Here is a 15,280-nt window from a genome sequence, read left to right on the forward strand (position 1 = left end):
GCGGCCGCTCCGACGCCCAGCTGCGGACCCTGATCTCCCGGCGCCCCGACCTGGCCCGGCCGGCCCCGGCCGACCTGACCTCGCTGGCCGCCCGGGCCTCGACCCGGGCCTCGGTGCAGCGGGCTCTCGACGGCCTCGACCGCGGCGGGCTGCAGGTGCTCGAGGCGCTCGTCGTCGCCGGGGACCCGGTCGACATGGACCTTGTTGCCTCGCTGCTGGGGCTCGGCCCGCGGGTGCTGCTACGGCACGTCGAGCCGCTCTGGGAGCGGGCCCTGGTCTGGCGTGGCGTGGACGGCTGGCACGTGGTCCGCACGGTCACCGACGTGATGGGCCCCTATCCCGCCGGGCTCGGCCCCTCGATGGCCGACCAGCGCGGCGCGCTGCCCGAGGAGCTGGCCACCCCCGAGGCGCTGGACCGCACCCTGGCGGAGGCCCCGCCGGACGCGCGGGCCGTGCTGGACCGGCTCGCCTGGGGTCCGCCCATCGGCGTGCTCAGCCCCGCCGGTCCGATGTCCTTCGCCGGGGGGTGGCTGCTGACCCACCACCTGCTGACCCCGCTGACGAGCGACCAGGTCTGCCTGCCCCGGGAGGTGGCCCTGCACCTGCGCGGCGGCCGCCTGCACCGTGACCTCGCTCTCGAGCCGGCTCCCCTCACGACCACCACCCACACCGCCGCCTCGGTCGACGCCGCGGCGGGGGGCCAAGCCTCGGACCTGCTCGGCCTCGTCGACGAGCTCGCCGCCGACTGGGGCCCGCGCCCGCCGCGGGTGCTGCGGGCCGGCGGCCTGTCGGTGCGCGACCTGCGCCGGGTCGGAAGCATCCTCGACGTCGATGCCGACCGTGCGGCCTTCCTCGTGGAGGCTGCCTTCGCCGCGGGCCTGGTGGCCGACGACGGTGCCCTGGAACCGGTTTGGGCCCCGACTCCCGCCTACGACGAGTGGCAGCAGCGCCCCTCCGCCGAGCGGTGGGTGCAGCTGGCCACCGCGTGGCTGGCGACGGGCCGGGCGCCGCACCTGGTCGGCGGCCAGGCCCCCGGTGGGGGCACCGTCAACGCCCTGAGCTCGGACGTGCTCTGGCCGATGTGCCGCCAGCTGCGCTGGGACGTCCTGCGTGAGCTGGCCGCGCTGCCGGTCGGCGAGGCCCCGGACCGGGCCAGCCTCAGCGCCCGGATCGGCTGGCGGCGGCCGCTGCGCACCCCCGCCAACGTGGACGCCGTGGTCGCGGCGGTGCTGCGCGAGGCCGAGTGGCTCGGGGTGACCGGCCGGGGCGCGCTCGGCGCGGCCGGTCGAGCCCTGGTCGCCGGGGACGAGGACACCGCTGCCGCCGCCATGGCCGGGGACCTGCCGGCCCCTGTCGAGCACGTGCTGCTGCAGGCCGACCTGACCGCCGTCGCGCCGGGCCGGCTCGAGGGGCGGCTGGCGCAGTTCATGCGGTTGGTCGCCGACGTGGAGTCCCGGGGCGGCGCCACCGTGCACCGTTTCTCCGCCGCCAGCGTGCGCCGGGCCCTGGACTCGGGCTGGACCAGCGCCCAGGTGCTCTCGATGCTCCAGGACTCGAGCACCACGCCGGTCCCCCAGCCCCTGGCCTACCTCGTCGGCGACGTGGCGCGCCGGCACGGGCAGACCCGGGTGGGCTCGGCGTCGACCTACGTGCGCAGCGACGACGAGGCGGTGCTCGACACCATGGTCGCCGAGCGCGCCCTGGCCCCGCTGCAGCTGCGCCGGATCGCGCCCACCGTCCTGGTCTCCCCGGTCGACTCGGTCACGGTCCTGGAGATGTTGCGGGACAGCGGGTTCGCCCCCGTCGCCGAGGCGATGGACGGCGGCGTCGTGGTCCCGCCCACCTCCCACCACCGCACCCCGGCGCGACGCCAGCCGGCCACACCCACGGCCGTGCAACAGGTCGATGAGGAGCTCGCCGAGGCCCTCGTCTCCGCGCTGCGGGCCGGCGAGGAGTCGGCGGACTTCGAGCGGGCACGCCAGGACCAGCAGCCCGGACGCGGCCCGCTGCCGTCCACAGACCCGACGGTGACCCTGGCCCTGCTGCGTGAGGCGGCCGCCGAGCGCGACGGCGTGTGGATCGGCTACGCCGACGCCGAGGGGCGCGCCACGCGGATCCTGTTCTACCCCAGGCGCATCGAGGGCGGCCGGGCCTACGGCACGGTCGAGGGCTCCAACGTCGAGCGGGCCTTCTCCATCCACCGGGTCACCGGCGCCGCCTCCGCCTGAACCCCCTCGGTGCAAAGGGTGGTGCCGCTCAGAGGCGGGCGTCCATCGCCTCCCGCGGCACGGTCCTGCGCCAAGGCGGCTGTCACCCCTGCCGGGCGGCGCGCTCCCAGGCCTCCTCGAAGGTGACCTGCAGGCTCGCCGCCAGGGCCTCGTGCTCGACCACCAGGTCCGTGGCCCCGCCTGCGGAGGCGAGGCGCACCAGCACGGTCCGACGGTCGGCCAGGACCAGGCCCATCGCAGCGTGGTCGGTGCCGCGCACCTCGGCGCCGGCGTCGCGCAGCGCGCCCAGGTGCTCGACCGGGCCCTGGACCAGCAGGCGTACCAGCCCCCCGTCCTCGTGCAGGCGGGTGACACCGTCCGGGTCCGGCAGCAGCCAGCCCTCCTGCGCCGGGACGAGGACGCACAGCTCCGCCCGGGCCGAGTCGACCAGCTCGCGGCTGCGCACGCCGGCCAGCGCGGCCTCCCGCAGCACCTCCGCGCGGACCGGGGCCTCCCCCTCCCCCTGGCCTCGCTCCCACGCCCGGCGCAGCGTCAGCGCGAGGTCCTGGGAACGGGTGCTGAGCTCGTCGAGCTCTTGGCGCTGCACCGCGATGAGCCGCTGGATGGCGGTGTCGGGGTCGGTGGCGCTGTAGCGGGTGACCCGGCCGGGGCGGTCGCGGGCCAGCCCACGCTGCATCAGGCGCGAGAGCACGTCGTAGATGCGCTGCCGGGGGATCCCGGCGTGGTTGGCCAGATCGGTCGCGGCCCAGCTCTCCCGCAGCACCAGCGCCAGGTAGGCCTTGGCTTCGTAGGTGTTCAGGCCCAGCGCGACCATCCGGTGCAGGTGCAGGTGAAGGCTGGGGTCCGGCATGGCGCCCACCGTAGTGCCCGGGGGCCCGTCGGGGGCCCGACCCGGCCCGGCAGGGAAGGGTCGCCTTGCCTGCCGAATCCATGGACACGGCATACGAATCCGGAACCTTCACGGGGGGAGGGCCATGCACCTCCGTCAATACGTTTCCGCTCGCTGCCACCACCAACCGGTGGTGACTACGGATCCTTGCACCACTTCCGCGAGAGGAACTCCGATGTCGCTGTCTCTCAGATCAGGGCGGACCAGTGCGCTGGCCGGCCTGACCGGCCTCGCCCTCAGCATCGCCGCGGGCCTGGCCGCCTCCCCGGCTTTCGCCGCTCCGGACGGGACCCCGTCCAACCCCTACTCCCCGGCGGCCGGCCACAGCTACCGCCACGGTGTGACCCCCACCGTCGAGCAGCAGCAGAAGATGAACACCTGGGCCCAGCAGCACGCGTCGCAGAACGCGACGGCAGCGACCGGCCAGCAGACCCTCGCCTACGGCGGCGGCGTCGACGGCATCGGCGTCACCAGCGGCACCCCCAAGGTCTACCTCGTCTTCTGGGGGACCCAGTGGGGCACGCAGGGCACCGACAGCAGCGGCAACCTGACGTTCTCCAGCGACACCGCCGGCGGTGCCCCCAGGCTGCAGAACCTGTTCAAGGGCCTGGGCACAGGCGGTGAGGGCTGGTCCGGGGTCATGACGCAGTACTGCGACGGGCCACTGGTCACCACCGGCTCCACCACCTGCCCGTCCGGCGCCCCGCACGTGGGCTACCCGACCGGCGGCAACCTCGCGGGGGTCTGGTACGACAACAGCGCCTCCGAGCCCAGCGCCGCGACCGGTGCCCAGCTCGGCACCGAGGCGGTCAAGGCGGCCGGACACTTCGGCAACACCTCCGCCTCCTCGAACCGCTACACGCAGTACGTGATCCTCTCGGCCAAGGGCCTCAACCCGGACAACTACAAGACCGGTGGCTTCTGCGCCTGGCACGACTGGAACGGCGACGTGGGCGTCTCCTCCTCCTACGGCGACATCGCCTTCACCAACATGCCCTACGTCATGGACCAGGGCACCAGCTGCGGCCAGAACTTCGTGAACTCCGGCTCGGCCGGCACGCTCGACGGCTACACCATGGTCGAGGGCCACGAGTACGCCGAGACGATCTCCGACCAGAACCCGGCCGGCGGCTGGACCAACCAGGTCACCGGCAGCAGCTACAACGGCCAGGAGAACGCCGACGAGTGCGCGTGGATCTCCAGCGGTCAGGGCGCCTCGGCCAACGTGAGCATGGGCAACGGCTCCTATGCCATGCAGAGCACCTGGTCCAACGACACCAACCGCTGCGACATCACCCACGCCACGGTCGGCGGCAGCACCGGCAACACCGTCACGGTGACCAACCCCGGCAACCAGACCGGCACCGTGGGCACCGCCACGAGCCTGCAGATCACCGCGACCGACTCGGCCTCCGGCCAGACGCTGACCTACAGCGCGAGCGGGCTGCCGGCCGGCCTGTCGATCAACAGCTCCACCGGCCTGATCTCGGGCACGCCGACGACCGCGGCGACCTACAGCACCGTGGTCACCGCCACGGACACCACCGGCGCCAAGGGCACCGCCAGCTTCAGCTGGACGATCAGCTCCACCAGCGGCGGCTGCTCCGGCCAGAAGCTCGGCAACCCCGGCTTCGAGTCCGGCAACACGGTGTGGTCGGCCTCCTCCGGCGTCATCGGCCAGAACGGCGCCAGCGAGCCCACGCACAGCGGCACGTGGGACGCCTGGCTGGACGGCTACGGCAGCAGCCACACCGACACGGTCTCCCAGTCGGTGACCATCCCCTCCGGCTGCCACGCCACGCTGTCGTTCTACGTCCACATCGACACGGCTGAGACGACCACCACCACGGCCTACGACACGCTGACCGTCAAGGCCGGGTCCACCACCCTCAGCACGCTGTCCAACCTCAACGCCGGCAGCGGCTACGTCCTGAAGTCCTACGACGTCTCCTCGTTCGCGGGCCAGACGGTGAGCATCAGCTTCACCGGCACCGAGGACTCCTCGCTGCAGACCTCGTTCGTCCTCGACGACACGGCGGTCAACCTGTCCTGACACCGGGGCACCGGCAGGTATGCCGAGGGGCGGGCACCGAGAGGTGCCCGCCCCTTGCCGTGTGGTCACCAGAGCGTCAGTCGCACCTCAGTCCGAGCCGGCCAGGGCCTTGACGACCCGGGACGGCGAGGGACGGCCGAGCTGCCCGGCCATCCACGTGCTCGTCGACACCAGGGCCTCGAGGTCGACCCCTGTCTCGATGCCGAGGCCGTCCAGGGCCCACACCAGGTCCTCGGTGGAGAGGTTGCCGGTGGCGCTCTTGGCGTAGGGGCAGCCGCCCAGGCCGCCGGTGGAGGCGTCGACCACGGTCACGCCATGGCGCAGCGCGGCGATGGTGTTGGCCAGCGCCTGGCCGTAGGTGTCGTGGAAGTGCACGCCGATGCGGTCGGCGCCGACCCCCTTGGCGTCCAGCGCGTCCAGCAGCCGCTGGACGTGCCCCGTGGTGCCGACCCCGATGGTGTCGCCGAGGCTGAGCTGGTCGCACCCGAGGTCCATCAGGCGCTGGGCCACGTCGACCACCTGGGCGATCGGCACCTCGCCCTCCCACGGGTCGCCGAAGCACATCGAGACGTAGGCGCGCACCCACGCCCCCTCGGTCCGGGCCCGCTCGACCACCGGGGCGAACATCGTGACCGACTCCGCCACCGTCCGGTTGAGGTTCTTGCGCGCAAAGGTCTCCGTGGCGCTGCCGAAGATGGCCACCGCCTCGACGCCGAGGGCCAGCGCGCGGTCCAGCCCACGCTCGTTGGGCACCAGCACCGGGCGTGTCCGGCCCCTGCCGTCGGCGCCGAGCAGGCCGAGCAGCTCCTCGGCGTCGGCCAGTTGCGGCACCCACGTCGGCGGGACGAACGAGGTCGTCTCGACCGTGGTCAGCCCCGCGGCCAGGAGGCGCCGGACGAACTCGGCCTTGACCTCGACCGGCACCACGGCCTTCTCGTTCTGCAGCCCGTCGCGCGGGCCGACCTCGTAGATGGTGACCCGGCCGGGCAGGCCGTCCACCGTCTCCCGCTGCGGTCGTCGCACGAGCACCTCCGGTCCAGGGTCCACGGTTGGTAGGTTGAGCAGCCTAGGCCCGTGGGAGGGCCACCGTGAAAGGCACGAGGACTCATGAGCGACTCCACCACGCCGCGCGACGACGAGAACCCGTCGGACCCCACCGCCCCGCTCTGGGCCGACCCGACTGCTCCCATGTCCCAGGAGCCGCCCTCCGCCGGCTCGTCCGAGCCGGGCAGCGGCACCCCGGCCGCGCAGCCAGTGGCCCCCGAGGGGCCGGCCGCGCCCACCCCTCCCCCCGCGGCCCCGCCGGCACCCCCGAGCCAGGGCACGGCATACCCCTATGGGCAGCAGCCGGGTCAGTCGCCCTACGCGCCCCCGCAGCCGGGCCAGCCCACCCCCTACCCGCCCCAGCAGCCCTTCGCCCAGCAGTACGGCCAGCAGCCCTACGGCCAGCAGCAGGCTCCCTACGGCCAGCAGCCGTACTGGGGCCAGCACGGCCAGCAGCCGCCGGGCACACCGGGCTACTACCAGAACCCCTATGCCCGCGGCACCGGCACCAACGTCTCCGCCGTGGTGCTCACGGTCATCTCGGCGCTGACCATGTTCGGCACCGTGTTCACGGTCGGCGTGCCCAGCCTGATCCTCGGCATCATCAGCCTGTCCTCGCACACCGCAGACCCCGAGAAGTCCCGGCGCCTGGCCCGCATCGGCTGGATCGTCTACGCCGCCAACTGGGCGGTGCTCATCCTCCTCGGCATCGTCATCGCCGTGATCGCGGTCAACAGCTCCGGTGGGAACAGCTACAACGGCACCTACTGACGTCGCCCGGGTTGACCGACCGTCAGCTGCCCGCCCGGTACCGCTCGGTCAGCTTGTCCAGTCGGGAAGCCCCGGCCTCCCGACGGCGTTGACCCCGTGTCCGGCGCTGCGCCGGCCCCACCACCCGTGAGTGAGGAGGACGCGTGCCCGACGGCCCCCTGATCGTCCAGAGCGACAAGACCCTGCTGCTCGAGGTCGACCACCCGCGCGCCGAGGAGGCGCGCCGGGCGATCGCCCCGTTCGCCGAGCTCGAGCGCGCCCCCGAGCACGTCCACACCTACCGGCTGACGCCGCTGGGTCTGTGGAACGCCCGCGCCGCCGGCCACGACGCCGAGCAGGTGGTCAACGCGCTGATCACGCACAGCCGGTATGCCGTGCCGCACGCCCTGCTCGTGGACGTCGCCGACACGATGGACCGCTACGGCCGGCTGCGCCTGGAGAAGGACGGCGAGCGCCTGGTCCTGCACAGCACCGACCGCCCGGTGCTGGAGGAGGTGCTGCGGCACAAGAAGATCCAGCCCCTGCTGGGTGAGCGCCTCGACGACGCGTCGGTGGTCGTGCACCCCTCCGAGCGGGGGCACCTCAAGCAGCAGCTGCTCAAGGTGGGCTGGCCGGCCGAGGACATCGCCGGCTACGTCGACGGGGAGGCCCACCCGATCGCCCTGGCCGAGGACGGGTGGGCACTGCGGCCCTACCAGGAGCAGGCGGTCAACGGCTTCTGGCACGGCGGGTCCGGCGTCGTGGTGCTGCCGTGCGGCGCAGGCAAGACCCTCGTCGGCGCGGGCGCGATGGCGCAGGCCAAGGCCACGACGCTGATCCTGGTGACCAACACGGTCTCGGCGCGCCAGTGGCGCGACGAGCTCGTGCGGCGCACCAGCCTCACCGAGGACGAGATCGGGGAGTACTCCGGCGCCCGCAAGGAGATCCGCCCGGTCACCATCGCGACCTACCAGGTGCTGACGACCCGGCGGAAGGGCGTCTACCCGCACCTGGACCTGCTCGACGCCCGCGACTGGGGCCTCATCGTCTACGACGAGGTCCACCTGCTGCCCGCCCCGATCTTCCGGATGACCGCCGACCTGCAGGCCCGGCGCCGGCTCGGGCTCACCGCCACCCTCGTGCGCGAGGACGGCCGTGAGGCCGACGTGTTCAGCCTGATCGGGCCCAAGCGCTTCGACGCGCCATGGAAGGACATCGAGGCACAGGGCTACATCGCCCCCGCCGACTGCGTCGAGGTGCGGGTCACCCTGCCCGACGGCGAGCGGATGGCCTACGCCATGGCCGAGGCCGAGGAGCGCTACCGGCTCGCGTCCTGCTCCACCACCAAGGACCGCGTCGTCGCCTCCCTCGTGGAGAAGCACCGCGGCGAGCCCACGCTGGTCATCGGCCAGTACCTCGACCAGCTCGAGTCCCTGGCCGAGCGGCTCGACGCCCCGGTGATCACCGGGGAGACGTCGGTGACGGTGCGCCAGAAGCTGTTCCAGCAGTTCCGCACCGGCGAGATCGGCCTGCTCGTGGTCTCCAAGGTCGCCAACTTCTCCATCGACCTGCCCGAGGCCAGCATCGCCATCCAGGTCTCCGGCACGTTCGGCTCCCGGCAGGAGGAGGCCCAGCGCCTCGGCCGGGTCCTGCGCCCCAAGGGCGACGGGCGCACCGCGCACTTCTACACCGTGGTCTCCCGCGACACCGTGGACGCCGACTTCGCCGCCCACCGGCAACGGTTCCTGGCCGAGCAGGGCTACGCCTACCGGATCGTCGACGCCGACGACGTCCTCGCGGAGGGCGACCCCGCCTGAGCGGTCGCGGGACCGCGCCGCCGCTGTCAGGGTGGGTCCATGGCTGAGGCTCCCCGTGCGGACACCGTGCTCCTCGACGTCGACGGCACGTTGATGGACACGACCTACCACCACGCCGTTGCGTGGCACCGCGCCTTCCGGTCGTGCGGTGTGGACGTGCCGCTCTGGCACGTGCACCGGGCCATCGGGATGGGCGGGGACCGGCTGGTCGCCGAGGTCGCCGGTGACGAGGTCGAGCAGCGGCTCGGGGACGAGCTGCGGCAGGCGTGGGAGCGGGAGTACGAGCCGATGCGCGCCGAGATCGCACCGCTGCCCCAGGCGCACGACCTCATCGCCCGGCTCAAGGAGAAGGGCTTCCGGGTCGCCCTCGCCTCCTCGGGCAAGCCGGACCACACCCGTCAGGCCGTGTCGCTGCTGGAGGCGGAGGACCTGCTCGACGCCGTGACCACCGCCGAGGACGCGCAGGAGTCCAAGCCGGCGGCGGACATCCTGCAGGTCGCCCTGCGCCAGGCGGGCGGCACCCACGCCATCACGGTCGGCGACTCCCCCTACGACGTCGAGGCCGCGGCCCGGATCGGCGCCCCGTGCGTGGCGGTCCGGACGGGAGGCTTCGGGGTCGACGAGCTCACCGAGGCGGGAGCGGTGCTGGTGGTCGACGGCCCGGGCGACCTCCTGGACGCCGACTGGTCCGCGCTGGCCACAGCCCGCCCGTCATCCTGACGCAGGAACCTCCCAGCAAACTCTCAGGCTTGACGGACACACTCGTGCTCGTGACGACCACGACACCTGAGGCGCGCCTGCTCGTCGTCGAGGACGAGCCCAACATCCGCGAGCTGCTGGCCACGTCGCTGCGCTTCGCCGGCTTCGAGGTCCACGTGGCCGGCGACGGCGCCACGGCGATCCGCCAGGCCAGCGAGCACTCCCCCGACCTCGTCGTGCTCGACGTGATGCTGCCCGACATGGACGGCTTCACCGTCACCCGCAAGCTCCGCGACTCCGGCCGGCTGCTGCCGATCGTGTTCGTCACCGCGCGCGACTCCCTGGACGACAAGGTCAAGGGGCTGACCGTCGGCGGGGACGACTACGTCACCAAGCCGTTCAGCCTCGAGGAGGTCGTCGCGCGGATCCGCGCCGTGCTGCGCCGCACCCGCGGCGAGGTGGCCGAGGACGCCACGCTGCGCTTCCACGACCTCGAGCTCGACGAGGACTCGCACGAGGTGCGCCGGGGCACCCGCGTCATCGACGTCTCGCCGACCGAGTTCAAGCTCCTGCGCTACCTCATGCTCAACCCCAACCGGGTGCTGTCCAAGGCCCAGATCCTCGACCACGTCTGGGACTACGACTTCCGCGGCGAGTCCGGGATCGTCGAGTCCTACATCTCCTACCTGCGGCGCAAGGTCGACGCCGACGACCCCGCGCTGATCCACACCAAGCGGGGTGTCGGTTACGTGCTGCGGCTGCCGCCCGAGGCCGTATGACGGGTGAGCCGGTGCGTGGGAACCGCCGGCCGGCGGAGCGGCTCGCCAAGCCGTTCGAGGCCCTGCCGCTGCGCGTGCGCCTCGTCGCGGTGGTGCTCATCCTGCTGTTCGTCTCCCTGACCCTGACGGGGGTCACGGCGCTGTTCCTCATGCGCCGGTCCCTGATGACGGCCGTCGACGCCGACCTGCGCACGGCGGCGGGCCCCACGATCAGCCAGGTGGCACGCACCCTTGACAGCCGCCGGGGCATCCCCACCAACTACGCCACGCGGTTCATCTTCCCCACCGACGGGACGGTCATCTCCGGACCGCCGTCCACGGCAGAGGCCAAGCAGCATCCGCTCGTGCCGCACCTGACGCTGGCCGACAGCAGGGTCCGCACCCACGAGCCGTTCACCGTCCCCTCCGCCGACGGGGACGGCCGCTGGCGCATGGTCGCCGGCGCGGGCATCACCAACGAGGGCGAGGCGGTCATCTACGCCATCGCGGTGCCGCTGTTCGACGTCGACGCCTCGCTCACGGACATGAAGGAGTCGCTGCTCGTCATCGGCCTGGGCGTCATGCTGGCCTGTGCGCTCATCGGCTGGTTCGCGGTGCGCCGGGCGTTCCGCCCGCTGACCCAGATCGAGGACACGGCTGCGGCGATCGCCGGCGGGGACCTGACGCGACGCATCCCCGAACGGACGACCAAGGACGAGGTGAGCAGCCTGTCCCGGTCGCTCAACGCGATGCTCGCCCAGATCGAGCAGAGCTTCGCGGTGCGGGAGGCCTCCGAGGAGCGGATGCGCCAGTTCGTCGCCGACGCCTCGCACGAGCTGCGCACCCCGCTGGCGGCCGTGCGTGGCTACGCCGAGCTGTTCCGCCAGGGCGCGGTCACCGAGCCCGAGGACGTCGCGTCCGCGATACGCCGGATCGAGGACGAGGCCAAGCGGATGGGTGTGCTCGTCGACGACCTCCTGCTGCTGGCGCGCCTGGACGACCAGCGCCCGATCGCCTTCGCCCCGGTCGACCTGACCGTGCTGGCCGCCGACGCCGTGCAGGACGCCAAGGCGCTGGACCCGAGCCGGGCGATCACCTTGCACGGCCTCAACGGCGAGCTGCACCCCACGACCGTCGAGGGCGACGAGGCCCGGCTGCGCCAGGTGCTGACCAACCTCGTCGGCAACGCCATCAACCACACCCCGCCCGGCACCCCGCTGGAGGTGGCCGTGGGTTCGCGCGTGCCCGGCCGGGCGCTGCTCGAGGTGCGCGACCACGGCCCGGGCGTGGACCCGGCCGCGGCGCGACGCGTGTTCGAGCGGTTCTACCGGGCGGACCCCTCACGGATGCGCGGCCACGGCGGTGGCAACGGCCTGGGCCTGGCCATCGTGGCCGCCATCGTCAACGCCCACCATGGCAAGGTCGGGGTCGCCCAGACGCCCGGCGGCGGCGCCACCTTCGTCGTCGACCTGCCCACAGCGAACTCCCAGAAAGCGTCCAGCAAGGCTTGACCTCGCCGGGGTTGACTGGATCCATCAAGCCCCGCGAAGGAGTGACCGACATGACGTACGGACCCGTGCCCCCCACCTCGGAGCCGCAGCCGACGCAGCCCCTCTGGTACGGCGAGCACACCGCTGGGCCGTCGCAGGCGGCGGCTCCGCAGACCCCGTCCACCCCGCCCCCGCCGGTCTGGACCAAGGCCGGCGCCGACCGGGACCGGCGGCCGCGCCGCCTGGTCGAGCTCGTCTCGGTGGCGGTCCTCGCGGCAGTCCTCGCCAGTGGCACGACGTACGCCGTGACGCACACGGACACCACCACGGCCACCACCTCGACCAGCTCCCTCGGCGCGTCCCCGTCGGCGCCGGTCGTGCAGGCCAACCCCTCGGCCCCCGACTGGGCCGCCACGTCCGGGGTGGTCGTGCCGAGCGTCGTGTCGATCTCGATCGACAGCCAGCAGGGCAGCGCCAAGGGCTCCGGCGTCATCATCGACAAGTCCGGCCACGTCGTGACGAACAACCACGTCGTCAGCGGCCTGGGACAGGGCAGCCAGATCACGGTGACGCTCAACGACCAGCGCAGCTACTCCGCCAGCGTGGTGGGCACCGACCCCGCCACCGACCTGGCCGTGATCAAGCTGCAGAACGCCCCCAGCGACCTCAAGCCGATCGCCTTCGGTGACGCCACCAGGCTCACGGTCGGCGAGCCGGTCATGGCCGTCGGCAACCCGCTCGGCCTCGCCGGCACCGTCACCACGGGCATCGTCAGTGCCCTCAACCGGCCGGTGACCACCCAGGACTCCTCCGGCGGCGACCAGCTCGGCGGGTCCACCGGCGAGCCGGTGGTGACCAACGCGATCCAGACCAGCGCGGCCATCAACCCGGGCAACAGCGGCGGTGCCCTGGTCAACGCCGGCGGCCAGCTGGTCGGGATCAACTCCTCGATCGCCTCGGTCTCGGGGTCCTCCTCCGGCAGCCAGAGCGGCAACATCGGCATCGGCTTCGCGATCCCGGTCAACGAGGTCAAGGCCATCGCCGACCAGCTGATCCAGACGGGCAAGGCCCAGCACGCCTACCTGGGGGTCAGCTCGCGCGACGCCACGGTCACCGACGGCTCGGCCAGGCGGTCGGCCGCCCAGATCGGCCAGGTCGTCTCCGGCACCCCGGCGGCGGACGCCGGGCTGAAGACCGGTGACGCGATCACCGCCGTCAACGGCACCCCGGTCTCCAGCGCCGAGTCCCTCGTGGCGCAGATCCGCGAGCGCACCGTCGGCGAGAAGGTCACGCTGACCGTCATCCGCGGCGGCAAGCAGCTGCAGGTCCCCGTCACCCTCGCGGTGCGGCCGGACAGCAACCAGTAGCCGGACGGACGGTGCCGGGCCCGTCCGGCACCGTCCGCGGCCCGCCTGTGGCGACAGGCATACGGCTACCGGCGGACGCCTTCCCCGGGTTAGGCTGCACGGCTCCCCCTGCACCTGCCCGAGGAAGGCGTCTGTCGTCATGTCGGTGTCCCCCGAGCTCGAGCGTGAACGTGACCACCTCGCCCGGGCCCGGGCCGAGCTCGCCCGGATGCGCGAGCAGACGCTCTCCCTCGAGGCCCACGGCGGCGACCGCGTCTCCAGCGAGTTCCTCGCGGCCACCCTGCACCGGCGCGCGGCCTCCCTGGCCGACGACCCCACCTCGACCCTGTTCTTCGGCCGGATCGACCGGGATGCCTCGGCCGACCCGAGCAGCGACGGCAACGGGATGGAACGGTGGTACATCGGCCGCCGGCACGTCGCCGACGAGCAGGGCGACCCCGTCGTCATCGACTGGCGCGCCGAGGTGTCCACGGCGTTCTACCGGGCATCGCGCACCGCGCCGATGGGGGTCACCCTGCGCCGGCGCTTCGGCATCGACCGCGGCCAGCTGACTGCCTACGAGGACGAGCACCTGACCGACCGGGCCGAGCACGAGGTGCGCAGCCAGATCCTGGCGAGCGAGATCGAGCGCCCGCGCGAGGGGCCGATGCGCGACATCGTCGCGACCATCCAGCCCGAGCAGGACGAGATCGTCCGCGCCGACGTCGGCACGACCGTCTGCGTCCAGGGGGCGCCGGGCACCGGCAAGACCGCGGTCGGCCTGCACCGCGCCGCCTGGCTGCTCTACGCCTTCCGCGAGCGGCTCGCCCGCACCGGCGTGCTGGTCATCGGCCCCAACCGCGCGTTCCTCGACCACATCGGCGCGGTCCTGCCGGCGCTCGGAGAGGTCGAGGTCCGCCACGCCACCATCGAGGAGCTCGTGGCCTCGGTGCCGGTGCGCGGCGCCGACCCGGTGGACACCGCGGTGCTCAAGGGCGACCCGCGCATGGCCGAGCTGCTGCGACGTGCCGTGTGGTCGCACGTGGGCACCCCGCAGGACGCCCTCGTCGTGCCGCGCGGCGCGCGCAAGTGGCGCGTCCCGGCATACGAGGTGGAGGAGATCATCGGCGAGCTGCGCACCCGGGGGGTGCGCTACGAGGCGGCGCGGCAGATGCTGCCCCAGCGGCTCGCCCACGCCGTCCTGCTGCGCATGGAGGCCGCCGGCGACTCCCCCGACGACCGGGTCCAGGACGCCGTGGCCCGCAGCACGGCGGTCAAGCGGTATGCCGCGCAGGTCTGGCCGACGCTCGACCCGAAGGCGGTGCTGTTCGGGCTGCTGGCCGACGCCGCAGCGCTGTCCCGGCACGCCGAGGACCTGCTCGACCCCGCAGAGCACGAGCTGCTGGTGTGGCCGAACCCGCCGCGTACCAAGGGTTCTGCGCGCTGGTCGGTGCACGACTGCGTGCTGCTCGACGAGCTGGCCGACCACCTCTCGCGCACCGGCAGCCTGGGGCACGTGGTCCTCGACGAGGCGCAGGACCTGTCCCCCATGCAGCTGCGCGCCGTGGGCCGTCGCTGCTCGACCGGGTCCGCCACGGTGCTCGGCGACATCGCCCAGGGCACGACCCCGTGGGCGACCGACTCGTGGGAGGCCTCCCTGGCGCACCTGGGCAAGCCGGGCGGCCACGTCGAGGTCCTCGACCGCGGGTTCCGCGTGCCGGCCAGCGTCATCGACTACGCGGCACAGCTGCTGCCGTCGATGGCCCCCGGCCTGGGCGCCCCGAAGTCGGTCCGTGAGAACCCGGGCCGCCTGGACATCACCCGGGTGGCCGCCCATGAGCTGCTGGACCGGCTCGCCGAGACGGTCACGGCGATGTCCCTCGAGCCGGGGTCGGTCGGCGTCATCGTGCCCGACGCGGACCTGGAGGAGGCCTCGAAGGCCCTGTCCCGCAACGGGATCGACCACGGCGTCCTGGGCTTCGACCACGGCGACGTCGACCACCAGGTCGACCTGGTGCCGGCCACGGTGGCCAAGGGCCTGGAGTTCGACCGGGTCGTGGTGCTGGAGCCCACCGCGATCGCGGCCGCCGAGCCGGACCCCCGCACCGGCCTGCGCCGGCTCTACGTCATCCTCACGCGCGCCGTCTCGGCGCTCACCGTGCTGCACGCGCTGGACCTGCCGGACGAGCTCGCCGCCTGACACACT

The 15,280-nt window shown here is 73.2% G+C and carries 11 protein-coding genes; 9 read left to right on the forward strand and 2 right to left on the reverse strand.

Going from position 1 to position 15,280, the window contains the following annotated elements; genetic code table 11:
* The coding region (locus VF825_RS09095) for a helicase-associated domain-containing protein (RefSeq protein WP_331112410.1) at window positions 1-2,228 on the forward strand (2,228 nt) is incomplete at its 5' end.
* A gap of 82 nt (window positions 2,229-2,310) precedes the next feature.
* Here the strand turns inward: VF825_RS09095 and VF825_RS09100 are convergent.
* Window positions 2,311-3,078 carry a TrmB family transcriptional regulator gene (locus tag VF825_RS09100; protein WP_331112412.1) on the reverse strand — a complete coding sequence of 256 codons (768 nt, stop codon included), beginning with the start codon at window positions 3,076-3,078 and terminating at the stop codon, window positions 2,311-2,313.
* A gap of 214 nt (window positions 3,079-3,292) precedes the next feature.
* Here VF825_RS09100 and VF825_RS09105 point away from each other — a divergent pair, with 214 nt between their 5' ends.
* Window positions 3,293-5,170, forward strand: a complete 1,878-nt coding sequence (locus VF825_RS09105) for an Ig domain-containing protein (protein ID WP_331112414.1) — start codon at window positions 3,293-3,295, stop codon at window positions 5,168-5,170.
* A gap of 87 nt (window positions 5,171-5,257) precedes the next feature.
* Here the strand turns inward: VF825_RS09105 and VF825_RS09110 are convergent, their stop codons facing one another.
* Window positions 5,258-6,193 carry a hydroxymethylglutaryl-CoA lyase gene (locus VF825_RS09110; protein WP_331112517.1) on the reverse strand — a complete coding sequence of 312 codons (936 nt, stop codon included), beginning with the start codon at window positions 6,191-6,193 and terminating at the stop codon, window positions 5,258-5,260.
* 84 nt (window positions 6,194-6,277) lie between these two features.
* Between VF825_RS09110 and VF825_RS09115 the strand changes: the two genes are divergently transcribed.
* The 7 genes from VF825_RS09115 to VF825_RS09145 all read left to right on the forward strand — a co-directional run bounded on the left by VF825_RS09115 (window position 6,278) and on the right by VF825_RS09145 (window position 15,274).
* Complete coding sequence (locus tag VF825_RS09115; RefSeq protein ID WP_331112416.1) at window positions 6,278-6,985, forward strand: hypothetical protein; 708 nt, start codon at window positions 6,278-6,280, stop codon at window positions 6,983-6,985.
* 143 nt (window positions 6,986-7,128) lie between these two features.
* On the forward strand, window positions 7,129-8,781 hold the full coding sequence (locus tag VF825_RS09120; RefSeq protein WP_331112419.1) for a DNA repair helicase XPB: 1,653 nt from the start codon (window positions 7,129-7,131) through the stop codon (window positions 8,779-8,781).
* 39 nt (window positions 8,782-8,820) lie between these two features.
* Window positions 8,821-9,501: an HAD family hydrolase gene (locus VF825_RS09125; protein WP_331112421.1), complete on the forward strand. Its 681-nt coding sequence runs from the start codon at window positions 8,821-8,823 to the stop codon at window positions 9,499-9,501.
* A gap of 50 nt (window positions 9,502-9,551) precedes the next feature.
* Window positions 9,552-10,259, forward strand: a complete 708-nt coding sequence (locus VF825_RS09130) for a response regulator transcription factor (RefSeq protein WP_331112519.1) — start codon at window positions 9,552-9,554, stop codon at window positions 10,257-10,259.
* An 11-nt stretch (window positions 10,260-10,270) separates the two neighbouring features.
* Window positions 10,271-11,749 carry a HAMP domain-containing sensor histidine kinase gene (locus VF825_RS09135; RefSeq protein ID WP_331112423.1) on the forward strand — a complete coding sequence of 493 codons (1,479 nt, stop codon included), beginning with the start codon at window positions 10,271-10,273 and terminating at the stop codon, window positions 11,747-11,749.
* A 50-nt stretch (window positions 11,750-11,799) separates the two neighbouring features.
* The gene (locus VF825_RS09140; protein WP_331112425.1) at window positions 11,800-13,095 is read left to right on the forward strand and encodes a S1C family serine protease; all 1,296 of its coding nucleotides are present in this window, start codon (window positions 11,800-11,802) and stop codon (window positions 13,093-13,095) included.
* Between the two features lie 139 nt (window positions 13,096-13,234).
* Complete coding sequence (locus VF825_RS09145; RefSeq protein ID WP_331112427.1) at window positions 13,235-15,274, forward strand: AAA family ATPase; 2,040 nt, start codon at window positions 13,235-13,237, stop codon at window positions 15,272-15,274.
* The last annotated feature ends 6 nt before the right edge of the window (window positions 15,275-15,280 follow it).

The organism is Oryzihumus sp. (assembly GCF_036391795.1).
Classification (GTDB): Bacteria; Actinomycetota; Actinomycetes; order Actinomycetales; family Dermatophilaceae; genus Oryzihumus.

What these genes read in the sequence shown, in the direction of transcription:
- VF825_RS09100 (WP_331112412.1), bottom strand. Translation starts at nt 3,078, where the DNA reads ATGCCGGACCCCAGCCTTCACCTGCACCTGCACCGGATGGTCGCGCTG.
- VF825_RS09105 (WP_331112414.1), top strand. Translation starts at nt 3,293, where the DNA reads ATGTCGCTGTCTCTCAGATCAGGGCGGACCAGTGCGCTGGCCGGCCTG.
- VF825_RS09115 (WP_331112416.1), top strand. Translation starts at nt 6,278, where the DNA reads ATGAGCGACTCCACCACGCCGCGCGACGACGAGAACCCGTCGGACCCC.
- VF825_RS09125 (WP_331112421.1), top strand. Translation starts at nt 8,821, where the DNA reads ATGGCTGAGGCTCCCCGTGCGGACACCGTGCTCCTCGACGTCGACGGC.
- VF825_RS09140 (WP_331112425.1), top strand. Translation starts at nt 11,800, where the DNA reads ATGACGTACGGACCCGTGCCCCCCACCTCGGAGCCGCAGCCGACGCAG.
- VF825_RS09145 (WP_331112427.1), top strand. Translation starts at nt 13,235, where the DNA reads ATGTCGGTGTCCCCCGAGCTCGAGCGTGAACGTGACCACCTCGCCCGG.